The following is a 21,001-nucleotide window of genomic DNA, read 5'->3' on the forward strand; positions in this document are numbered from 1 at the left end:
TTGTTTGGAGCCGGCGAGGAATGTCAATCACGACAACGGTATTGTTTCAACGGCCTCAACAGGAGATCGCGACACTCATCCGCGATCGACTTTCCCGATCCGTAGCCACGCGGATTGTGACGGGTTTCGCCACGCCGGGCGGACTGGCAGAGATCGGTGCTCCGATACGAGCGAATCCTGGCAGCCTTGAAACCTTCGTGATCGGCGCGTCCACGTATCCTGGATTTCAAGCGCTCGACAATCTTTTGGCCGCGGGCGTGCCAGTTGATCGGTTGCATGTCCATTTGGGATTTAGTGCGCCTTCCGGCACACCGAAGAATCCGGTGGTGCGTTACCATCCAATGCTGCACAGCAAAGTCTACTACATGGAATTGCCCGCTTCCAGCGCATGCGCATTCATCGGGTCACACAATGTGACAGCTTTTGCATTGGGCGGCAGCAACGGAGAGGCTTCGGTCCTTATTGAAGGTGATATGCACGCGCCCGAGTTCGCCGCTATTCGAAGCCATGTCGATGAAGCGCAGAGACAGGCAACGCCCTATTCTCCAACCATGAAGGAAGGATTTTCGTGGTGGTTTAAGGAGTATGTGGAGGGCCTCAAAGCCGAAATACGCATCCCGACCGATTGGGTGACAGTTCGCACCATTCTCGCGTTCTCGCATATTCAGGGGGGGCGCAGTCCAAGGGTCGGCGAAACAATTTACTTCGAAATCCCCGCCGGTATCGAGGAAATTGAATCACTCAAGACTGAAGTCCATTTGTTCCTTTACGGCACCATGCCTGCCGATCCGATGAGCGCCATCAATGCCGTCAGGAGCGCAAGCAGACGCTACACATGTCAGACCATTGGAGTTGAAAACGGGCAAGGCAATCGAGAAGTATCAGTGGACTGGGTCATTGATGGTAGTTGGGCTCTCACTCCGGTGCCTTCCGCAACATTCCGCCCATCTACGCCTGCTGGCATGCAGCAGGTGCGAGCCAAGGTGGTCGATACGTCGCTGCCATCCTACGAGTATGCGTTTGAGCGAGAGCGGACAGGCTGGGACCCGGTATTTTCTGAGATAGACGTGATTGACGCGTTGGAGCCACCGCTATTGGAGGAGGTTGCTCGTCGTGAGGCGCGCGGTGGTCGTCAGATTGACGCGTGGAGGCTAGTCAGCGCGATCGAACCGCGTTCCGGTGCACATTTGGAAACTGACCAAAAAGCTCTCAACCGGGCGATTCCCGAGTCCGGAGCATTCATTTTGGTCTCTTTGCGTAGACGGCGATCCGATAGCAAGCGCGAGGGTTAGTTTCAGCCAGTTGATCGACGATTGATTGACCGAGATCACAAAGTTTATTGATCGGTGCCGCACATGGCTGAGACGAAGGCGGGGAGCCCGCCATCACGAGTGGCGGGCACGTGTCTGAAACCATCGTCCATCTTCCGGCTCAGAGTTTCTGAAGGACTTTGCTAGCACCGGGCAGCGGCCTTCTGGCTATCCAATGCGGAAATCATTTCCACATCTCTCGTCGGGCCTTGTCCGGGGTCCGACATTTGCTGCAGCATCGTAGATGTATGAGTTTGTCACCCGAGGAGCCAGAATTCGGATGCCGAACGCGCAGCTTGCAATTGCCCGTGTCCGCCATACCAAGTCCGCAGAATCCGAAGATGATTTTTCGATTCCAGCACAAACGTCGTGGTCAGGAGTAATGGGGGGAAGGCGTTGGGAAAGAATGCAACGCCGTTTGCGGAATAGTACTACGGAGCTCCAAACGAAGAGCAGGCGGACATGGCCGAGCTGAACCATCACCGGATTGTGCTAAGAGCCGCCGATCGAGACGGCAGGTGCCATTTGGGCCGGAACGGAAACAGGCCATCCGAGTACCGATCGGCCAGGTCTTCGAAGACATCCTCGCTTTCCCGGACATCGAAACCCTGGCGTTCCAGTTCGCCGACGATGGCTTCGGAGAGCTTGTCCAGGGCGACCCGCGCATCTTCCCGTCCCTGGGCGGCGGTGATCATCTGCCAGAGCAGCACCCTCGCCAGGTCATCCCGTGATGGTCTCGGCGTCGGTTTCTTGCTTCGTCTCTTACCCGTTGCTGGCGGACCGCCTGTTCTGCATTGCGTTGTTTCTTCGATTTCCGGGGCATTGCCTGTCTCCTTGTTGCGGAGCCTCAGCCTCGGTGTCGACCATGCAAGAAACAAACGCGGCTACCTGTGTTGACATTCGAACAGGAAGGGGCGGATCGTCTCCAATCGCGAGTCGGACGGCCTTCGGCCCGCAAACGCGGTTTGCCGGAATCGCCGATCAGGACTTTGGCAACGACGAAATTGGAACAGGAATCGCGGAAGGGTAAATTGAGATGATGTGTTTCGAGTTGCCCGGAACGTAGGCCAGGGCATGATGCCTTGATCTGACTGGAGTTGATTTGCGGAAGACTTGATCCGGCCTGAAGCGCTTTGTCGCCAGATTGGGATGACGCCTTGTGGGCAGACAGCATCACAATTCCCGACAACGTACCCTGAGGCCTTCCCAACCAGCTATATTCTGGTGAGGCATCGACCGGGTCACTCCATGCACCGCGTCATCGTCTTCGTGTAGTCTTCGCCACCGCGGACGGCTGCCGATGGCAGGTAACCCGAGCTCGTCCCAACGGTGCCGGCGCAGGAATCGACCTGCCGCAATCGGAATCGATTTCTGCGACTTTGGAATCGGCGTTCGAGAACGGTGAATCGGAGTGGCGTCGGTCGGAAACGCGGTTTCGGAGCCGCCCCGTTGGTTCTCGTCAGGTCGGAGGACTGCCGTGAGCCATGAGCAGGGCGTTCACCTCCTCACCGGTCATGGCACCGACATCCTTCAGCCGTTCGGCGATGGCGATCAGAGCATCCCGTCGGTTCTCCAGCAGACGGCAGGCCATGGCTTCGGCCTTAATGAGACGTTGGTTGACTCGCTCGGCGAGCTGCCGGTCGAGACTGAGCTCGTTGATCGAGCCAGCCACGGACCGATAGAGCAACGGCTGATGATCGGAGAAGCCAAGTCGGGTTTCGGCGGCGATCGCATGTTCGGTCGCCTTGGCCAGATCGCTATCATCGTATCCACCAGCCCCGGCCACCGCCTCGCCAAAGATCAGCAGCTCTGCCGCCCGACCCGCCAACATGCAGGCGACGCTGCGCATCAGCCAGTCCTGCGTCTGTGGTAGAAGTTGATGCTGCCGGCTGACCACCTGCCCCATTCCTCCGATCCCGATGCTCACGGTGATGACCTCGGCGATCCCCATGTCACAGAATGCGATCGCATGACCGACCTCATGAATGGCGGTGCGCCATCGCAGATCGTCCGAGAGTTTCATCTGGCCGGCAAGCAAGGCATGCTCGAGATCGCCCCAGGTCAACAACCGCTGTTGCCTTCTGGTTTTCCGGCGAACTTCCCGAACAAGCCGTTCGATGTCGGCACCGGTACTGCCAGTCGCAAGCAACGCCAGCCGTCGAAGATCGCGGTGCTGCTCAGGTGTGATCGTCTGGATGACTTCAGGCATCTTGGGAAACTCCGCGATTGGATTGGTCGATGACACCTGCATCGCTGCCGACATCAGCCTGGTGCTGCCATGCTGTTTCGATCGTTTTGGGGCTGCCCGACGGCGCAGACGCCAACACACCAGCCAGATCGGCTCCGAGATGGTGAGCGAGGATGCCGGTCAGCGCCTCCATATCGGCATGGGGATCGCGACATGCTTTTCCAGCCGCCCGGATCGCAACAGTGCCGGATCGATCTTTTCGGGGAGGTTCGTCGCCGCGACGACGATCACACCATCGGTTTTCGAGGTTCCATCGAGAAGCTCAAGCAGCCGGTTGATCAGCGTGCGCCAGTAATCATCATGCTGCTCCCGTCGACCTGCGGATCGGCTTCCGATGTTATCGACTTCGTCAATGAACAGGATGACCGGAGCATTTTCCCGCGCCAGTTCGAAGGCCTTGGACATGCGCTTGAGCACGTCACCGAGATAACCGGGCTCAAGCCAGGACGCCACCGACGTCACCAACAACGGAATCTGCAAACTATTGCAGAGCGCCCGGGCATAAGTCGTCTTGCCGGTGCCGGGCGGTCCCGACAGGATCAGTTTCGTACTCATCTCGCTCCAGGGCAGCCTGCCGCCGCGCCAAAGCTGAAGGTCCTCTTTCAGGTTGAGCGCCCAGCCCCGCGCCTCGCCATAGCCCGAGAGTGTCTCGACCCGCAGCTGACGCAACCGGCTGTGTTCCGGATTGGCCGGATCAACGGATGCGCTGCCGCTGCCCTCCTTCGCGGATGTCTCCGCCGGCTTCTCCGGCTGAACGACATCAATCCCATCCACGGAATTTGGTGGGTCATCACCGTCCTTGATCAAAAACCGGCTCTTGACCTTCGGCCGCCCCGACCGATCGCTGCCGCGCCCGGAGCCGCGGCCATCATCATCGTCATCGTCCGACTTGTCGGAGGAGCGCGCCCGCTCGCCGAGGACTTCAAGGATCGACAGAATGTGTTCGAGAGCGCGCCCGGGACGAACAGCCAGCGCCAGCGCATCGATCGAGAGGCCCTCCAGATCGAGCGCCATCTTCTTCAATTGTTGCAGCGACTGCTTCGGCGCGATACCGCAACACATCTGCAGGAGTTCCGCCATCAGTTCGTGATCGAGACCACCGCACTCAAGCACAAGGTCGGGCGTCATGGACACAAAGGGTGGAAGCGCGGTCCTTGTCTCATCGGCAAGGACCAAAGGTGCTGTGCGCTCAAGCAGGACATCGACAAGGAAGCGACTCAACGACCGCTCGACCGCCTTCGGCACATCTGTTCCGGCAAGTGTCTTGATCGTCTTGCGGGTCTTTCCGCGGCGACGATCACCGTAGCCATCCGAGAGCGGACTGCTGCGATGGACGTCTTCGAGCTTGGTCCAGTAAGGAACGATCAGGCCGTCCTCGAGCATAAGACCGAAGCGGCGTTCGAAACGGCCAACCGGCGCTTTGATCAGCACGAAGGCTCCAGGGTTTCGAAGGACGGCTGACAGTGCCGACAAGTCGGGAACACTTGAACCAACGGCACGGGCGACCAGGAGGGCGACGGCGACATGGGCGACACTCGGCGGAGCAAGCTGCTCCCGAAGCAGTGCCCGGAATTCGCTGGACGCCGATGGTGTCTTCTCCAGCCCCTTCGCAGCAACGGCCTGTCTCGATTTCAGACCCGCGGCGGCTCGATTTTCTCGGTCGGTCCGACCCTTCGGGGCAGAACGAAGTTTTTCATGGACGGGTTCTGCGGGAAGGTCCTGGATCAGCACGTCGATAGCCGTCGTCTTGTGCGGTGCCTTTCCGAGACGTCGCATGATTTCGGCGCGCGCCTTGACCGGATCGGCATGGAGCAGACGCAAGGATTGCTCCGGGACACGCCAGACCGTCCCGGTCGTCTCGTCGCCGGCGACGATGAAGTCCGCCTCCAGCAATCCGGCGACGGCGGCGCGCTCGTAAAGATCGAGGATGGCCAGGCGGCGGATGCGGGCAAGCAGGTAGCGTGTGATGCGATCAGTCAGGGTTTCCATCACGCACCCTCCCCAATTCCATGGGCCCCACGAGGTGTGGGCATCCCATTGATGTCCAGCAGCTTGCGATTGCCCTCGAGCCAGTCACGTAACATCAACGCCGTCGGATCGCCGGCCGCACACAGCGCAAGAAGTTGCTCACGGAAGATTTTCGGGATGCTGGTTATGGCGGTACCCTTGCGTCGGGCGAAGCCGATCACGACCTGGGCGACGATCGCCGGATCGGGCAAAGCATTGGGCGTTGCCGCGCACATGGCCATGGCCTCAGGAATGGCCAGCGATCGGGCTGCGCCGCGGTTCGTCGCCTCTTGCAGCTTCGCCAGTCGCTTCAGCCCGCTGGATGGCTTCGGAGTCCAAGGTGCCTGGTGCGTAAGGTTGTTGGGGAAAGGGATCACGTTGGAAGTGTGTCGGCTCATGATAGACGTCTCCTATCGCCGAACAGGACGGTTCGGCGTGAACGAATGAAACGGAAGGCGGAATGGAACGTCGGTGGACCGGTTAGCCCGTGCCGGCCTGTGGGATGCGGGCAAACCCGACCCGGATTTGCCCGCGACCGGCTGGCTGGTGAACTTCCGTGATCGCGCCAGCGTCTGAGTCACACATCTCGTTTCCGTTCGCGTCTGCGATATCCGCCGAGGCACCGCGACGAGCCCGTTCCTCCTTTGGCCCGGCAAAGGCATTCCGAGCCAGTTTCCAGTTCTCGTCGATCCGGCCATGGAAGCGTTCGCGCAGCATGCCGATCGCCTTCCCCGCCCCGCCAACCTCGACGAGATGATCGAGATCGCTGAGCGGCCAGACGCCACCGGTAACGTCGGAGCGCTGGTTTTCCGCGTTGAGGATGACGACGCGGACTTCTTCGACCACCAGCCGATGATGGTCGCGGTAGAGGAAATCGGGAACAACGAGCGCCGCAGCCAGCATGCGGCTCTTCAGTTCGTTGATACGGGAGACTTCGTAAGAGCCGAGGCTACGCTTGACGTCGATGACGTGCGCGAGCTTCGTCTTGCGGTTCACGATGACCAGGTCCGGCGTATACGTTTTGCGCCCGCCGGTGTCTGCATCGAGCGTCAGCGATCGAAAGTGTTTCGGATCGTTTTTCTCGACCAGCTCGAGCGCCGTCTTCGTGACCGGCAGCCGCAGATTTTGCGCCAGCACCACGAGGTCCGGGTTCAGGTCGGCGATGATACCAATGCCGCGCTCGAGCAGCCGCCCTTCCTGGATGGGAATGGCGCGCAGGATCGCGGCGGCATCCGAGACCCCGCTGGCGAGCGCCTTGCAAAGAGCCCCGGCGGAGAAGGGTTGCGACGAAAGCTCGTCGATGAGGACTTCGAAGCGCGGCCGGAGGGCGTCGAGATCGACGGCATGCGGATAGGCTGGCGCGCCAGGCGCACCGGAAGGAATGGTCGTCATGGTATTGCTCCTGCTGACGGTGGCGACCGGCCGGCAAACTTCAGGCGCACGACGTCCGACGCGGAAATGATTTCCGCATCCGGTGGCCGGCTGGCTTCAAACGAAGCCGTGTCCGAAGTCGGGGACGATCAGTTAAACGAGATCAGGCGAGTGCCAGCCCAGAGGCGCGCGGGATCGTGCAAGACGCCAACCGGCGCCGCGGCGACGCACGGTCATCAACAGGATCAGGAGACGGAAAAGCTTCCCGTTCGGAAGCGAAGCAGATATGGGTCGACATAGCCCAATTCCTTAGAATACAAGGTTGCGGGTCAGGCCCTCGCAGGTGTTACCAGCACCGACGGGGGCCGCTAAGTGTCTGCAGATATTCGATTTCTGCTGACCCTGTCGACATAGCCCGGAGAATCGGGTCCGGCAAGCCGGCAAGAACACTTCCGGAACGACAGAGCTCCGGCATGGTTAACGGGACACGCGGCAGCCCCCGGGCAAAAAAATAGCCCCGCGCGAGCGGGGCCATGCACCTTTGCCGGGATCGTTATGCGGCGGCGGCCGAGGGCACGGACCGGCGCTTCCGGGACGCGCCCGCCGGTGACGCCGGCGCGATCATTCCATTGAACACGCTGTTGATGCGAGCCAGCGTCGCCTCTTCTCCCCTTTGCACCCGGTCGCTGGCCTCTGCCGGTTCCTGCGACGCAAGGTCATCACTCGTATCGGCGATCTCCATTTCCTCCTCCGTCGAGGTCAGCGCCTCCCCATGAACCACGAAGCGCAGCGCCGGAATGACTTCGGCCTGAAGCCAGCCGACAAACTCGGTCCGATCCGGCCAACCGTCGACGCCGCCCATACGGTGAAGCAATGCCTGTACCGTGCGCCATGCGCTGCCTTCGGGCAGACGCGCCGGCCGCCAGTTCACATGTGCAACCAACTCCGCCTTCATCGGCGCGGCGATGCTGTTGAGAAGATCGTGGGCGTGACGGCAATCGTACACAATCGCCTCCTGGAGCATCCCCTTCTTCACCGCCCTGCCCTTGGCGATCGGCTCCATGGCCTTCTCGACTCGCTTGAGGACGGCGGACATTAGCCCGTGGAACTGGGCAACGTCCTGCGTGGTCTTCAACTCGGCGGCCTTACGCAAGCCGGCAATGCCACCGACATTGAGGGCCTCGTCAGTGGTAGCGACCTTTCGCCTTGCCTCCACGCCGACCATTGCCTTGACTTGGGCCACGGTCAGCTGTTCGCCGGTCTCGATTGCCGAAATGACCCGTTCGACGTCCGGCTGTTCGGCGTAGGCCAGCACGAACAGGACTGTCGGAGCGACCGCCGCTGCCTCGAGCCGCTCTTTATAGTCGATCAGGTTCGCATGGACCGCAATGTAGTTGCGGCCAGTCTTCGGCGTGAACTTGCACACCGCCTTAATCCACGCGCCCAGCGCCTTCTCGGGCAGAATGGCCTTCACGCGCGCGAGGTAGCCGCCGAGCTCGATGGCTTGGGCCGTCGTCCGGCGTCCCAGCGAGCGGATATCCTCGCGCAGGCCGCTCAGCTCCTCCTCCTGGGCAGGGCTGATAGTCGGCCCAGCCGTGGCCTTGGCGATCGTGATCTTCTTCTTATGGGTGTATTTCGTCATCCGTTCTTTGTCTCCGTTTTCATCCGGTACTTCATAGTGACCGTGAGATAATGGTGACATGGATTTCGGAAAGGTGTTACAACTGTTATTGTCAACATTTTGTAATTTAACGCCTTTTCACGAAATATACGGGATTCCAGTCGACCCGTGATCGCAAATTTCTCAATGGATTCAGTGAGCCAAAATTTTTTAGTTCGCATTTTAATTATGAATTTTCTAATTCAACCAGAAATTTTGCACGAATGCCGTCGGTGATCACCGAACCCCATCATGAGGCGGCTTCTTGGCCGGTCGGTGTCAGGACCGAGGCCATCAGACGGATCGGATGAGCATTCAGGTGCGTGGTGGGAGAGGGCAACGTCGATAGTGCCGTGGCCATGTCACGAACGCGCGGGACCCGACAAAGCGGATGCAGGTGGAAATTATTTCCTTGAGGCTGACGGCACCTGCCGCCCATCACCGCTCGGTATCCAGATGGCAGATGCGTCGTCTCCGAAGGCCGCGGCCCTGCCTTCAATTGCGCAAATTCCAGTCCAGGCGCAGACGACGGCGTCGAGCATATCCTCAAAGGCTTTGAGTTCCGCGCCGCTGGCACTCTCGTCGATCAATGGCAGCATTCGTTTGACACCTGAAATCTCAGTCTCAAGCAGTGTGAGGATATGCGACCATTGGTCCATCAGTTTTGCTCTGCGTTCCAACGGCGCGACTGTCGGCCAGTAGGCTCTGACCTTCTGAACCTTGTATGGCAATCTCTCCTTGGCGCGGGCAAGTTCGACCAGAGCAGGGTGCGGATACACTTCGATAAGCGCAGGCATGTCGATGGCCCTCGTCGCCAGCGGATAGCCAGCGCGTTGGGCCTGGTCACGCAAGGCGTCGCTGATCTTTCCGGGTCGTTCTGCATTCGGGGAATGGGTCCCACATTTCCGCGCGCCGTAGGCTTTCGAGACGGCGTCGTCCGACCGGCGTCGTCCAACAATGGGTACTTTCGATAGCGGCATATCGACAGCGATAAGATCGATTGATGCGCGTGCAACACTTGCCGCAGCCTGCAATAACGCCGCTATGTCGGGCATCCTTCCGCTGGGCTTTGGCTCAGGAGCCAGACCCTGATCCGCGAGCATCAGGAAACGTTGGTAAGATGGGGCCACGGCCGCAAGCTTCCAACCGTCATCGTCACATAGAGCGAGAGCAACGCCGCTGGGCTGGCTTAAAGTCCAGGCGGCATCAATGCCGAGGACGGTAGCCTGAACGCGCCTTGCGCCGATTACAGTCAAATCCCACACTCCGTCTGACGCACGCCGCTCTTCGAGAACAAAGACCGCACCACAGTAGCCAATTTCTAATTCTCGAATAGACTGCGAACCGACTGTGCTGCAACTTAATGTGGCCGAGCGTGGGACTTGTTGCGGCTTCCTTCGGTCGTTGCAGTTGCATCCAGGAGTGGGGAGTGAACTCGTGAAAGTTGGCTGGGGGAGTGAGATCGCCAATGTCTAAACCGCAGACGATCCGCAAGGCGAAGCTAGGCAAAATCGAGCTTCGTCTGGTCAGTAGTGGGGATCATTTCGTCGGTATGTCAGACGGCAAGATAATCTGCCAAGGCCGAGACGAGGAGGCGGTATGGAGTCAACTTTACGCGGACGTGCTCAAGTCTCGGCCCAACTATTTTGGTTACGACGGCGCACGCAACAGGTTTCTGCATTTTTTCCGCGGCGGGTTTGCGTCAAGTGAATACGCATCGAAAGAGCGCGAATACAAACTGGCGTCGAAGCGCAAACTCGATGCGATCGCCACGCCGCAGGACGCGGTGTCAGCGTCCGGCCTGGGGGAGAAAATCTGGTCCGTGTTTCAGAGCAACATGCTCTCGCCCTTCGAGAAGATGCGGGTGCGGGACGCGCTGATGGGGCCCAAATCGGATGCGTTCATCCAGTCGGTGGCCCGCTTTACGCTTGATGGTGGACAACAGGCGCTTCGCGACATGGAGCATGTCCTAAGACCTATCGAGGCAGCAAAATGGACGGTGGTGACGTTTCTGCCATTCCTCTGGCGTCCGGAACAGCACATGTATCTGAAGCCGGAGGTGACCAAACTCTATGCGGAGCGCGTCGGGCATCCCTATGCGGAGATGTATTCTCCTGATCTGGATATTGCCGTTTACGAGAGCCTGCTCGACCTGGCCAGGCAGACGGAGAAAGAACTGGTCGACCTCGAACCGCGCGATCGGATCGATATCCAGAGCTTCATCTGGGTTATCGGAAAATATGATGGCGAGCCGTCGCGGGAATGAGGACTTGATCATCTTACGGTTCTTGCTACGCTTGCCGTGGGCGGAGGCAAGACGTTTTGCTTGCCTGGGGTCCCAAATATGGGCCCGTCAGCGTTGCGCCGATAAGCGCTCGTACCGTTCAAAGACTGCGGAGTGACGCATTCAGCGTCGTCTTGTGCGAGGAATAGCTCCCAACTGAGGGGCGGCCCTTAGGGCCGTTGCACGTCCGCTTCGGAAACGAAGTGAGGATGTGCGCCCAATGAAAGCCAAACGCCTGAAGACCCTGAGAATCCTTGCGGCAGTTCGCCAGGGATGGTGCTGCCATTACTGCTGGTTCCCGATGTGGGAAGGGGACCCCAAGCCGTTCATTGCACGCTATGGAATTTCCAAGCGCGAGGCGAGGCGCTTCCAGTGCACGGCCGAACACGTGAGAGCCCGGTGCGATGGCGGTGAAGACAGTGCGGCCAACATTGTCGCTGCCTGCCGAGCCTGCAACGGATTGAGGCATCGCAGAAAGAAGCCTCCCTCAGCCGACGATCACTCCGTCCATGTCCAAAAGCGTCTCGCCGAAGGGAGATGGCTGCCCGCACATCTACGGGCCGTTTTCGCGAAGGAACGACGATGCTGAGCTGTCGTCAACGGGCTTCGAAAAATCGTCGACTTGCCAAAATGTATCGCGCAATGTATCGCTCGAAGTATCGTAAAACCGCTTGCGAGCCAGTATCTTGCGGCGGAAGCCCGATTTTGGCGCTAATTGGCGAAGAGTCCCCCCCTCTCCGCCATAAAAGCACAATCGTCAAACAGTTATCTCACCCTCATCTCGCCGCTCGCCGAGATCGCCGCCTTGTTTCGAGCCAGGGCTTCGGCTGCCCATCCCGCCCAGAGCTCCGCCGGCGGCAGCCAGATCCATCCGCCGGCCTCGTCGCCGACCGCCTCCGACTTGCCGGCCGCGGCGCAGGCCGCGGTCAGCAGGCAGATCCAGGCCGCTCGCTTTTCATGGTCGCGTTCGTTCGTGACCTTCTCTAGCAAGCCTTCATTGTTCCAGCCGATGAAGCCGAGGAGGCGCCCGACGACACCGGTCTCGAGCGCCTGGTCGTAAAGCCAGTCGAATTTCTTGCGCTTCGCGGCCCTTGACAGGGCAAACCGCTCGTCCCCGAGAAGAACGCCGAGAAAGGCGTTGGGGAAGGCTTCAATGATCGCCGCGCCGGGGACAACCGATTTGACGATCGGTGTCGCAGCCGCGAGATGCCTGACTTGCGCGGCCGTCTCAGCGGCAGCTTTCCTGAGATCGAGACCGTAACCATGATGACTGAGGCCCGGCTTGCAGCGCGCCTGGAACGCGCCGCGGATGAAGAGACGCTCGCAGAGGCGGTCGAGGGTGTCGGGCGCCTCCGGCGGCGTCAAGGGGCCGTCGATGGCGATGACCGCGGATGCCGCCGACGCGGGAATGTGTCGCTGTCGCCGCGCCCAATCGCTGTGCGTTCGCGCAGCGCCCAAGTCCTCGCCGACGCTCCAGGCAATCCCGGTGGTCGGGCGCGATCGGGAGTAGCCGACGTCGATGCCGAGCAATCTGTCGAAGCTCATCCTTTCCGCTCCCAGGGCGCTCAGCCCTGCGCGTTGATGCGCAGCCACCCCTCCAGGGCGGCAATCACCGTCAATCTGAGGCTGGCGCCACGGCCAAGTGCGCCGGCAAGGGAGCGGTCCTCGGCCGCAAATCCCATCTCGCGCATCACGTCCTGAGGCTTCAGTCGGCGCCGCGCCATGATCGTGTCGATCGTGGCGATGGTGGAGGGAAGCAGGTAGCGGCCGCTTGCGATGGGCCTTTCCGAGTTTAGCGAATCCGCAGGCGGCGAAGGGGAGGATGGTGCCGCCGCCGGCATTGCGCCTGTGGCGGCGAGCCAGGTCAGGAAGGCGTCTCGCTCCGTATCCGTTGCTTTCGCCCAGGAGTTCTTGAGCTTCTCGAGCCGGGTGCGTTCCGGCTCGATGCCGGCGATGACGAGGGCTTTGCGCGCCGAGGCGATCTCGCCGGCGAGAAAGGCGCGATGGATATCGGGAAACTCGGTCTTCAGCCGCTGCAGGTGGACGTCATCGCGTCTCGTCTTCTTCGACATCATCAACCTCGACACTCGACTTTGATGGTCCTCTACCGCGCGCGAGGGGCGAGGGCGAGGAAAAACCTCGGGCAATCCCACATGCCCGCGCAGAACGCACGCCGCGGGTCAAGCTCTGCACAAGCCGGTCTTCCTATCATCGCGCCGATAGCCGGAATGGTACTTGGCCAAGCAAGGGACAATGAATGTCTGACAATATTGACCACTATAGCGACCCGCAGGACGCGAGCCTGGCCCTCTACCTGATGGACAACAACGGCGACGAACTCACCGATATTCTGGTCGCCGCGCTCGAAGATGCCTTTCGAATCCTCCGCGAGGACTGCGCTTCGCAGACCATGCACTGAGGCGGTCGGAGGACACTACAGCGCCGCGCGTCTTATCCGACGCGCAAAGATCGCTTTAGCAATTTGAAGGGTCGAAGGCGTTCAACCGCTCATCCAAGGCGCGGGATGGCGATCTCGCTCGTGCCTTCGGCGACCGAAACCGCGGCGCCGAGGAGGAGCCGCCGGGAATGAGGTTGGGGTGTCGCAAATGGGGCGAAGGGGCAAGCGGCGCCCTGTCCAGTATGTGGGCTAAGCAAAAGCTTGCGGGTGCAAGCCGGCGGTGCGGCATGCACTCTTCTCCCCGTCATGACGGGGGAAGATGCCGGCAGGCAGATGAGGGGGGCATCGACTTGGCGCGTATCCCCGCGCGTCGCGCTCTGTCACACGCTCGAAGCCGTGCGGGCCTCTGCCTCCCTTCACGGAACTGTCGCGAATCCGTCCGAATAGTTTCATCCATCTGTAAAGCCGCTGACATGCGGTTCGCCAATGGTCCGCTCGCGAGAACGATGATTCGCGAAACGGAACCGGAGGCAGGATTTGGCCGCTGTTCGAGACACGCTCACCAGGCGTTCCTTTCTCCTATCCGCCGGTGCTGCCGGCCTCGTCGCTTCTTCCGGACTTGCGACGCCCTTTTATGCGCGCGGCTACGGCCGGCCGGAATTCCTGCATGGAGTGCAGTCCGGCGATGTCGATACGCAATCGGGCATGATCTGGACGCGGGTGGACCGGCCGGCCCGCGTTGCGGTCGAATATTCGACCACCGAGAGCTTCTCCAATGCCGCCCGGCTCCCCGATATCGTTGCGGCGCCGCCGACCGATTGCGCGGTGAAGTGCCGGCTCGGCGATCTGCTGCCGGACCAGGACATCTTCTACCGCTTCACCGCCACCGATCTCTATGACGCCAACCGCGTCTCCGAGCCCGTCGTCGGGCGTTTTCGCACTGCGCCCTTGCGCCGCCGTTCGGTGCGCTTCGTCTGGTCCGGCGATACCGCCGGCCAGGGCTGGGGCATCGACGAGGTCGGCATGAAGACCTATTCGACGATGCGCCTCCACGAGCCGGACTTCTTCATCCATTCCGGCGACACGGTCTATGCCGACAATCCGATCCCCGACGAGATCAAGCTTCGCGACGGCGGCATGTGGAAGAACCGCATCGTCACGCCGGAAAAGCGCGATGTCGCCCGCACGCTCGAGGAATATCGCGGCCAGTGGAAATACAATCTGCTCGACGAGCACGTGCGCGGGTTGAATGCCGTCTGTCCGACCTTTTATCAATGGGACGACCACGAGGTCTTGAACAACTGGTCGGCCTCCACCGATCTCCGTGACGATCCGCGTTATCCGGAGAAGGACGTGGCCGTCTACGCATCCCGCGCGTCGCGCGCCTTCCACGAGATGACGCCGATCCGCGCGCTGGCGACCCAGCCGGGGCGGATCTTCCGCAGGATCGCTTATGGGCCGCTGCTCGACGTCTTCTTCGTCGATCTGCGCTCCTATCGCGGTCCCAATCAGGGCGGCGAGGCCGGCCTCCTGGGCTGGCGCCAGACGGACTGGCTGAAACGCGAACTTGCGGCATCCAGCGCCACCTGGAAGGTGATCGCCTGCGACATGCCGATCGGTCTCGTCGTCTGGGACGACCATTCGAGGAAGCGCGGATCGGACGCCATCGCCAATGGTGATGGAGGCGCGCCCAAGGGGCGCGAGACGGAATTTGCCGATCTGCTGCGCTTCATCCGCGACAACGCGATCGACAATATCGTCTGGCTGACGGCCGACGTCCACTATACGGCCGCGCATCACTACGATTCGTCGCGCGCCGCCTTCAAGGAATTCTCGCCCTTCTGGGAATTCGTATCCGGGCCACTCCATTCCGGCACCTACGGGCCGAAGGAGCTCGACATGACGTTCGGACCGGAAGTCCGCTTCATCAAGGCGGCGGGCGGCGGCATCGACAGCAACCTGCCGCCCTCGGCCGGCCTGCAATTCTTCGGCATCGTCGACATCAGCGGCCAGACCCGGCAGCTGACCGTGCGCCTCATGGACCGGCAGGACAAGGAGCTGTGGCGGGTGACGCTTGATCCGGCGGCTGTCGCGTGAGCGATTCCCGGAAAAGCGGAAAACCGCCGGTAGGCCAGAGGGGGTGGCGATTGCGCCAGTCGCTACATGCTCCCACGGGCCACACGACCTAAAGCCGTACGCAGCCCTGCTGTGCGTGCCGGCCCCCTTTCGCAATCGCAAAAAAACCTGTATGAGCGCGGCAACTGAAAAAGCGGCGCCCGCCTTGTCGCGCGCGCCCAGAACTTTCCGAGACAAGAAATGAGCATTCGTAACATCGCGATCATCGCGCACGTCGACCATGGGAAGACCACGCTCGTCGACGAACTTCTGAAACAATCGGGCTCGTTCCGCGAAAACCAGCGCGTTGCCGAACGCGTCATGGATTCCAACGATCTGGAAAAGGAACGCGGTATCACCATTCTCGCCAAGGCGACCTCGGTGGAGTGGAAGGGCACGCGCATCAATATCGTCGACACGCCCGGCCACGCCGACTTCGGCGGCGAGGTCGAACGGATCCTGTCGATGGTGGACGGCGCGATCGTGCTGGTCGACGCCTCCGAGGGCCCGATGCCGCAGACCAAGTTCGTGGTCGGAAAGGCGCTGAAGGTCGGCCTGAAGCCGATCGTCGCGATCAACAAGATCGACCGGCCGGACGGCCGCCACGAGGAAGTCATCAACGAAGTCTTCGACCTCTTCGCCGCGCTCGACGCCAGCGACGAACAGCTCGATTTCCCGATCCTCTACGGTTCGGGTCGTGACGGCTGGATGAACGTCAATCCCGAAGGTCCGAAGGACCAGGGAATGGGACCGCTGCTCGATCTGGTTCTGAACCATGTTCCCGAGCCGACCGTGGCGGAAGGGCCGTTCCGCATGATCGGCACGATCCTCGAGGCAAACCCCTTCCTCGGTCGCATCATCACCGGCCGCGTCCATTCCGGTTCCGTCAAGCCGAACCAGGCCGTGAAGGTACTCGGTCAAGATGGCAAGCTGCTCGAATCCGGCCGTATCTCGAAGATCCTCGCCTTCCGGGGCATCGAGCGCCAGCCGATCGAGGAGGCCCATGCCGGCGACATCGTCGCAATCGCCGGGCTCACCAAGGGCACCGTCGCCGACACCTTCTGTGATCCCTCCGTGGCCGAGGCACTGACGGCCCAGCCGATCGACCCGCCGACCGTCACCATGTCCTTCATCGTCAACGACTCGCCGCTTGCCGGCACCGAGGGCGACAAGGTGACCTCGCGCGTCATTCGTGACCGCCTGTTCAAGGAAGCCGAAGGCAACGTTGCGCTGAAGATCGAGGAATCGTCCGAAAAGGATTCCTTCTTCGTGTCAGGCCGCGGCGAATTGCAGCTTGCCGTGCTTATCGAAACCATGCGCCGCGAGGGCTTCGAGCTTGCCGTGTCGCGTCCGCGCGTCGTCATGCACAAGGACGAGAGCGGGCAGTTGCTCGAGCCGATCGAGGAAGTGGTCATCGACGTCGACGAGGAGCATTCCGGCGTCGTCGTGCAGAAGATGTCGGAGCGCAAGGCCGAGATGGTCGAGTTGCGCCCGTCGGGCGGCAACCGTGTCCGCCTCGTCTTCTTCGCGCCGACCCGCGGCCTGATCGGCTACCAGTCGGAACTGCTGACCGACACGCGCGGCACGGCGATCATGAACCGACTGTTCCACGACTATCAGCCCTATAAGGGCGAGATCGGCGGCCGCATCAACGGCGTGCTGCTGGCGAACGAGCCGGGCGAGGCCGTCGCCTACGCGCTCTTCAACCTCGAAGACCGCGGCCCGATGGTGATCGAGCCGGGCGAGAAGGTCTATGAGGGCATGATCATCGGCATCCACACGCGCGACAACGACCTCGAGGTCAACGTGCTGAAGGGCAAGAAGCTCACCAATATGCGCGCCGCCGGCAAGGACGAGGCCGTTCGCCTGACCCCACCGATCAAGATGACGCTCGAGCGGGCGCTCTCCTGGATCCAGGACGACGAACTCGTCGAAGTGACGCCGAAATCGATCCGGCTGCGCAAGCTCCACCTCGATCCGCACGAGCGCAAGCGCTTCGAAAAGGCCCGCACCGCCGGCGCGGCGTAAGGGGGCGACTTCGGGTGGGGAAGCCCCTCATCCCGCTGCCGCGACCTTCTCTCCGCAGGCGGGGAGAAGGGGTATGCCGCGCCGCCTCGGGCACTTCTCCTCGTTTGAGCGTGAGAAAAGGGGCAAGTCGCGAGCTCTGCGGTCCCCTCTCCTCGCGTGCGGGGAGAGGGCTAGGGTGAGGGGCAAGCGCATAGCTCCGGCATTTCGATCGCCAAATTGACAGCATGCAACGAACCCCGGAGCCATCCGGGGTTTTTTGCTGTGTGTGCCTTTCGCGGCCGGCTTGCGGATAAAGTTAAAAACACGTTAACCTTCGGACAGGTGCCGTTAAAGTTGCCTGTGGGTTAACGTGGCGCGACACTCTGGCGGGATTCCGGTCCGCGGTGTCGTGTGTTTAGAGTCAGGTCATGAAGACTGTTTCGATCGAGGTCAGGCCCGGGGAGCCGCATGAGGCGGCGGCGATTGCCGATGTGCATCGCGTTTCCTGGCTGCAGGCCTATGGCGGCATCATCCCGCACCGGCCCCTGGTCAGGATGGTCAACCGGCGCGACGAGACATGGTGGAGGAAGGCGACGCGCGGGCCGGCGACACTGCTCGTGGTCGACGTGGCGGGAACGATAGCCGGCTATGCGACGCTTGGCCTGAGCCGCGCCCGGGCGCTACCCCAGGAAGGCGAGATCTACGAGATCTATCTTCGCCCCGAGTATCAGGGCCTCGGCCTCGGGCGCATTCTCTTCGGCGAAGCAAAAAGCCTCCTGAAATCGCTCGGCTGCGAAGGGCTGGTCGTCTGGTGCCTCGAGGACAGCGAGCTCGCCTATAATTTCTTCCTGTCGGCCGGTGGTCGCGACATTGCCGAGGGCATGGAAGACTTCGGCGAGAAATACCTGAAGAAGGTCGGCCTCGTCTGGAAATAAGCGCTGTCGGCGTGTCTTCCATGGTTCACACCTCATGTGGGTCGTCGAGGAACAGCCTTTCTCGAGGACAAAGTCCGGGCTGCCCATATTTGGCCGCGTCTGCTGCCTACAGCAATTCCGCCCGCCCGGACGAAAGTCATGTTGCATCGCCGCATGTTTCCCTTTATCCGACGGGCGACTTTTTAAACGGCCCTGGAGGTGCTCATGCGGATCGACGCGATTTCCATCGGAAAGAATCCACCGGAAGATATCAACGTGATTGTGGAAGTGCCGGTCGGCGGCCATCCGATCAAGTACGAGATGGACAAGGAAGCCGGAACGCTGGTCGTCGACCGCTTCCTCTACACGCCGATGACCTATCCGGGCAATTACGGCTTCGTCCCGCACACGCTTTCCGATGACGGCGATCCGATCGACGTGCTGATCTGCAACACGCGGCCGCTGGTGCCGGGCTGCGTCATCAATGTCCGCCCGATCGGCGTGATGATGATGGAAGACAATTCCGGCCAGGACGAGAAGATCATCGCGGTGCCGTCGGCTCACCTGACCAAGCGCTACGACAAGGTCCACGACTACACCGACCTGCCGGAAATCACCCTGAAGCAGATCGAGCACTTCTTTGAGCACTACAAGGATCTGGAGCCCGGCAAGTGGGTGAAGATCTTCGGCTGGAAGGATGCAGGCGTCGCCAAGCAGCTGATCCGCGAAGCGGTCGAGCGCGCCAAGGCGAAGAAGTAATCATTCTCCGACGATCTCGGTGAGACGCTTTTTGATTTCCTCCGGATCGGCATCGATCCGGAGGATTTTTTTGCGCTGCGTGTCGCCGGAAACGAGCGCTATCCGATTCTTTGCAAGGCCGAACGCCTTGGCCAGCAGGGCGATCAAGGCATCGTTCGCTTTGCCCTTCTCCGGCACGGCGCGCACTCTGACCTTTAGGTGCTCCTCTCCGTCCGCCGCGATTTCGAAGCCGTCGATCGCATCGCGGCCGCCGTTCGGCGTCAGCCGCACCGTCAGGCGCAGATGGTCGCCGAAACCGGTCAGCGCGGCGCGCGCCATGTCAGCGGATCAGCGCCGGCGCGATCGTCGTGTTCAGGAAGAGCTGGATGAAATAGAGGATCACCAGGACGACGAGTGGCGAAAGATCGACGCCACCCATGTCAGGCAGAAAGCGGCGGATCGGCCGGTAAAGCGGCTCGGTCAGCTGGTAGAGCGAGCGGCCGATCATGTTGATCGCCTGATTGTTCACATTGATCACATTGAAGGCGTAGAGCCAGGAGAAGATCGCCGACGCGATGATCAGGAACCACGCGATATTGATGATGAAGTTCAAGGTGCCGATGACAGCAATCATGCCCGTCTCCAATTCTTTGTCGCCAGACATGTAGACATTGGCGACCAAACGAGCAAGTACGACGCTCGTGCCCGGCACTATCATGTTTAACGATGCTGGGGCGTTGTTTCCCCCGGGGAAGTTCTTCCGCCCTCGCTGGTCGCCCTGCCGGTCGTGCTGGGTGCGGCGAAATTGATCTCGGTCCATGTGCGCGACAGCCTGGTCGCGCTCCGGACGCCGGACGAGTTGCGCGGCAGCGTGAATGCGGTCAACGCGGTATTCGTCGGCGCCTCCAACGAGCTCGGCGAGTTTCGCGCCCCGCATGGTATCGGGCTTCGGGCCGTTTTCGCTGTGGTCTTCGGCGGGCCCGGCACGCCTCTTGGCATCGCTGCTCTGGGCGGCCGGTTTCCCGCAGTTGCGCAGGATCGATAGGCTGGATGTGCCGGAGGGAAGCGTCCGGCGTGATTTTTGCGGGATAGAGAAGAGATTGCCCCTCATCCCGCTGCCGCGACCTTCTCCCCGTTTTGACGGGGAGAAGGGGCGATGCCGCGCCGCTCTCAGTCCCCTCTCCCCGTCAAAACGGGGAGTGGGTTAGGGTGAGGGGCATTTTGACGTTCATGCTGTTTCGCCGCGCAAGAAGATCAGTTCGAGAAAATTCTCCATCCAGGTCCGCAAGGGATGATCGTGGATCATCCGGCCCTCGAGATGCGCCTTGCCGAGCTGCGCGCCGGGCAGGATGAAGCGGTGGGCGCCGTGCACCACCCAGCGATGCATCATGGCGCGCGTCAGTTCGCCGTGAAACTGGATGCCCCAGGCGTTCTCGCCATAGCGGAACGCCTGGTTCGGATAGGTGTCGCCGGTCGCCAGCAGTTCGGCGCCCTTCGGCAGATCGAAGCCTTCGCGGTGAAAGTGATAGACCATGGCCGGCCAGTCGAGGAGTGCCTTGCCGGCCTCGGTGGCCTCAAGCGGATACCAGCCGATTTCGGTCATGCCCTCGTGATGGGGGGCGACCTTGCCGCCGAGATTGCGGGCCAGCATCTGGGCGCCGAGGCAGATGCCGAGATAGGGCTTGTTTTCGAGGAGCGGCACCGACAGCCAATCGATCTCGCGGCGAACGAATTCCTCCTCGTCATTGGCGCTCATCGGGCCGCCGAAGACGATCGTTCCCGAATGGCCCTCGAGCGTCGGCGGCAGCTCGTCCCCGAGCGCCGGCCGGCGGATATCGAGGGAAAAGCCCTTCCGCTCGAGAATATGGCCGACGCGACCTGCGCTCGACCGTTCCTGGTGGAGGACGACGAGGATCGGTCTCTTGGCGTCGCAAGCTTCTCGCGGCATT

Annotated in this window: 20 protein-coding genes and 1 pseudogene; 9 read left to right on the forward strand and 12 right to left on the reverse strand. The window is 61.3% G+C overall.

The window, feature by feature from the left end; all coding sequences use genetic code 11:
* The first annotated feature begins 20 nt into the window (after positions 1-20).
* On the forward strand, positions 21-1,292 hold the full coding sequence (locus AU381_RS14905) for a phospholipase D-like domain-containing protein (RefSeq protein WP_064242515.1): 1,272 nt from the start codon (positions 21-23) through the stop codon (positions 1,290-1,292).
* A gap of 497 nt (positions 1,293-1,789) precedes the next feature.
* Here AU381_RS14905 and AU381_RS14910 read toward each other — a convergent pair whose 3' ends face one another.
* The 7 genes from AU381_RS14910 to AU381_RS14945 all read right to left on the reverse strand — a co-directional run bounded on the left by AU381_RS14910 (position 1,790) and on the right by AU381_RS14945 (position 9,852).
* Complete coding sequence (locus AU381_RS14910) at positions 1,790-2,020, reverse strand: hypothetical protein (protein ID WP_082910026.1); 231 nt, start codon at positions 2,018-2,020, stop codon at positions 1,790-1,792.
* 749 nt (positions 2,021-2,769) lie between these two features.
* Positions 2,770-3,519, reverse strand: a complete 750-nt coding sequence (locus AU381_RS14915; RefSeq protein WP_064242516.1) for an ATP-dependent metallopeptidase FtsH/Yme1/Tma family protein — start codon at positions 3,517-3,519, stop codon at positions 2,770-2,772.
* 159 nt (positions 3,520-3,678) lie between these two features.
* Entirely contained in the window at positions 3,679-5,547 is a 1,869-nt protein-coding gene (locus AU381_RS14925; protein ID WP_064242518.1) for an ATP-binding protein, read from the reverse strand.
* Complete coding sequence (locus AU381_RS14930; RefSeq protein ID WP_064242519.1) at positions 5,547-5,963, reverse strand: hypothetical protein; 417 nt, start codon at positions 5,961-5,963, stop codon at positions 5,547-5,549. Before AU381_RS14930 ends, AU381_RS14925 begins: the two co-directional genes overlap by 1 nt.
* Before the next feature lie 82 nt (positions 5,964-6,045).
* Positions 6,046-6,957 carry a hypothetical protein gene (locus AU381_RS14935; RefSeq protein WP_064242520.1) on the reverse strand — a complete coding sequence of 304 codons (912 nt, stop codon included), beginning with the start codon at positions 6,955-6,957 and terminating at the stop codon, positions 6,046-6,048.
* Positions 6,958-7,489: 532 nt separating this feature from the next.
* Positions 7,490-8,578, reverse strand: coding sequence for a hypothetical protein (locus AU381_RS14940; RefSeq protein WP_064242521.1), 1,089 nt, complete (start codon positions 8,576-8,578; stop codon positions 7,490-7,492).
* A 422-nt stretch (positions 8,579-9,000) separates the two neighbouring features.
* Complete coding sequence (locus AU381_RS14945) at positions 9,001-9,852, reverse strand: DUF429 domain-containing protein (RefSeq protein WP_244520066.1); 852 nt, start codon at positions 9,850-9,852, stop codon at positions 9,001-9,003.
* Between the two features lie 212 nt (positions 9,853-10,064).
* Here AU381_RS14945 and AU381_RS14950 point away from each other — a divergent pair, with 212 nt between their 5' ends.
* Positions 10,065-10,862: a hypothetical protein gene (locus AU381_RS14950; protein ID WP_064242522.1), complete on the forward strand. Its 798-nt coding sequence runs from the start codon at positions 10,065-10,067 to the stop codon at positions 10,860-10,862.
* A gap of 319 nt (positions 10,863-11,181) precedes the next feature.
* Positions 11,182-11,469 (forward strand): HNH endonuclease, encoded by a 288-nt coding sequence (locus tag AU381_RS31235; RefSeq protein WP_425288623.1) that lies wholly within the window; start codon positions 11,182-11,184, stop codon positions 11,467-11,469.
* Between the two features lie 176 nt (positions 11,470-11,645).
* On the opposite strand, the gene AU381_RS14955 is transcribed toward AU381_RS31235, so the two are convergent.
* Positions 11,646-12,425 carry a DUF429 domain-containing protein gene (locus AU381_RS14955; protein WP_064242523.1) on the reverse strand — a complete coding sequence of 260 codons (780 nt, stop codon included), beginning with the start codon at positions 12,423-12,425 and terminating at the stop codon, positions 11,646-11,648.
* A gap of 20 nt (positions 12,426-12,445) precedes the next feature.
* The gene (locus AU381_RS14960; protein WP_064242524.1) at positions 12,446-12,952 is read right to left on the reverse strand and encodes a hypothetical protein; all 507 of its coding nucleotides are present in this window, start codon (positions 12,950-12,952) and stop codon (positions 12,446-12,448) included.
* 185 nt (positions 12,953-13,137) lie between these two features.
* Here AU381_RS14960 and AU381_RS30310 point away from each other — a divergent pair, with 185 nt between their 5' ends.
* The 5 genes from AU381_RS30310 (at position 13,138) to ppa (ending at position 19,073) form a co-directional block, all read left to right on the forward strand.
* Positions 13,138-13,299, forward strand: coding sequence for a hypothetical protein (locus tag AU381_RS30310; protein WP_082910030.1), 162 nt, complete (start codon positions 13,138-13,140; stop codon positions 13,297-13,299).
* Between the two features lie 516 nt (positions 13,300-13,815).
* Positions 13,816-15,375: an alkaline phosphatase D family protein gene (locus AU381_RS14965; protein WP_064242525.1), complete on the forward strand. Its 1,560-nt coding sequence runs from the start codon at positions 13,816-13,818 to the stop codon at positions 15,373-15,375.
* 219 nt (positions 15,376-15,594) lie between these two features.
* Positions 15,595-17,421 (forward strand): translational GTPase TypA, encoded by a 1,827-nt coding sequence (gene typA / locus AU381_RS14970; RefSeq protein ID WP_064242526.1) that lies wholly within the window; start codon positions 15,595-15,597, stop codon positions 17,419-17,421.
* A 407-nt stretch (positions 17,422-17,828) separates the two neighbouring features.
* Complete coding sequence (locus AU381_RS14975) at positions 17,829-18,335, forward strand: GNAT family N-acetyltransferase (protein ID WP_064242527.1); 507 nt, start codon at positions 17,829-17,831, stop codon at positions 18,333-18,335.
* 204 nt (positions 18,336-18,539) lie between these two features.
* On the forward strand, positions 18,540-19,073 hold the full coding sequence (ppa, locus tag AU381_RS14980; RefSeq protein ID WP_037417814.1) for an inorganic diphosphatase: 534 nt from the start codon (positions 18,540-18,542) through the stop codon (positions 19,071-19,073).
* Here the strand turns inward: ppa and AU381_RS14985 are convergent, their stop codons facing one another.
* Together AU381_RS14985 and AU381_RS14990 are read right to left on the reverse strand one after the other, a co-directional pair.
* A complete protein-coding gene (locus tag AU381_RS14985) occupies positions 19,074-19,391 on the reverse strand; it encodes a DUF167 domain-containing protein (RefSeq protein WP_064242528.1) in 318 nt (105 codons plus the stop codon).
* Position 19,392: 1 nt separating this feature from the next.
* Complete coding sequence (locus AU381_RS14990) at positions 19,393-19,686, reverse strand: YggT family protein (RefSeq protein WP_012709685.1); 294 nt, start codon at positions 19,684-19,686, stop codon at positions 19,393-19,395.
* A gap of 138 nt (positions 19,687-19,824) precedes the next feature.
* On the opposite strand from AU381_RS14990, the pseudogene AU381_RS14995 reads away from it, so the two are divergent.
* Positions 19,825-20,116, forward strand: a pseudogene (locus AU381_RS14995) (MFS transporter); the annotation flags it as partial.
* A 164-nt stretch (positions 20,117-20,280) separates the two neighbouring features.
* Here the strand turns inward: AU381_RS14995 and AU381_RS15000 are convergent.
* The gene (locus tag AU381_RS15000; protein WP_064242530.1) at positions 20,281-21,000 is read right to left on the reverse strand and encodes a glutamine amidotransferase; all 720 of its coding nucleotides are present in this window, start codon (positions 20,998-21,000) and stop codon (positions 20,281-20,283) included.
* Position 21,001 lies beyond the last annotated feature (1 nt).

The organism is Sinorhizobium glycinis (assembly GCF_001651865.1).
Taxonomy (GTDB): Bacteria; Pseudomonadota; Alphaproteobacteria; order Rhizobiales; family Rhizobiaceae; genus Sinorhizobium; species Sinorhizobium glycinis.

Coding starts and splice junctions, on each gene's coding strand:
- AU381_RS14905 (WP_064242515.1), top strand. CDS start 21: ATGTCAATCACGACAACGGTATTGTTTCAACGGCCTCAACAGGAGATC.
- AU381_RS14915 (WP_064242516.1), bottom strand. CDS start 3,519: ATGCCTGAAGTCATCCAGACGATCACACCTGAGCAGCACCGCGATCTT.
- AU381_RS14925 (WP_064242518.1), bottom strand. CDS start 5,547: ATGGAAACCCTGACTGATCGCATCACACGCTACCTGCTTGCCCGCATC.
- AU381_RS14930 (WP_064242519.1), bottom strand. CDS start 5,963: ATGAGCCGACACACTTCCAACGTGATCCCTTTCCCCAACAACCTTACG.
- AU381_RS14935 (WP_064242520.1), bottom strand. CDS start 6,957: ATGACGACCATTCCTTCCGGTGCGCCTGGCGCGCCAGCCTATCCGCAT.
- AU381_RS14940 (WP_064242521.1), bottom strand. CDS start 8,578: ATGACGAAATACACCCATAAGAAGAAGATCACGATCGCCAAGGCCACG.
- AU381_RS14950 (WP_064242522.1), top strand. CDS start 10,065: ATGTCTAAACCGCAGACGATCCGCAAGGCGAAGCTAGGCAAAATCGAG.
- AU381_RS31235 (WP_425288623.1), top strand. CDS start 11,182: ATGTGGGAAGGGGACCCCAAGCCGTTCATTGCACGCTATGGAATTTCC.
- AU381_RS14955 (WP_064242523.1), bottom strand. CDS start 12,425: ATGAGCTTCGACAGATTGCTCGGCATCGACGTCGGCTACTCCCGATCG.
- AU381_RS14960 (WP_064242524.1), bottom strand. CDS start 12,952: ATGTCGAAGAAGACGAGACGCGATGACGTCCACCTGCAGCGGCTGAAG.
- AU381_RS30310 (WP_082910030.1), top strand. CDS start 13,138: ATGTCTGACAATATTGACCACTATAGCGACCCGCAGGACGCGAGCCTG.
- typA (WP_064242526.1), top strand. CDS start 15,595: ATGAGCATTCGTAACATCGCGATCATCGCGCACGTCGACCATGGGAAG.
- AU381_RS14975 (WP_064242527.1), top strand. CDS start 17,829: ATGAAGACTGTTTCGATCGAGGTCAGGCCCGGGGAGCCGCATGAGGCG.
- ppa (WP_037417814.1), top strand. CDS start 18,540: ATGCGGATCGACGCGATTTCCATCGGAAAGAATCCACCGGAAGATATC.
- AU381_RS14985 (WP_064242528.1), bottom strand. CDS start 19,391: ATGGCGCGCGCCGCGCTGACCGGTTTCGGCGACCATCTGCGCCTGACG.
- AU381_RS14990 (WP_012709685.1), bottom strand. CDS start 19,686: ATGATTGCTGTCATCGGCACCTTGAACTTCATCATCAATATCGCGTGG.
- AU381_RS15000 (WP_064242530.1), bottom strand. CDS start 21,000: ATGCCGCGAGAAGCTTGCGACGCCAAGAGACCGATCCTCGTCGTCCTC.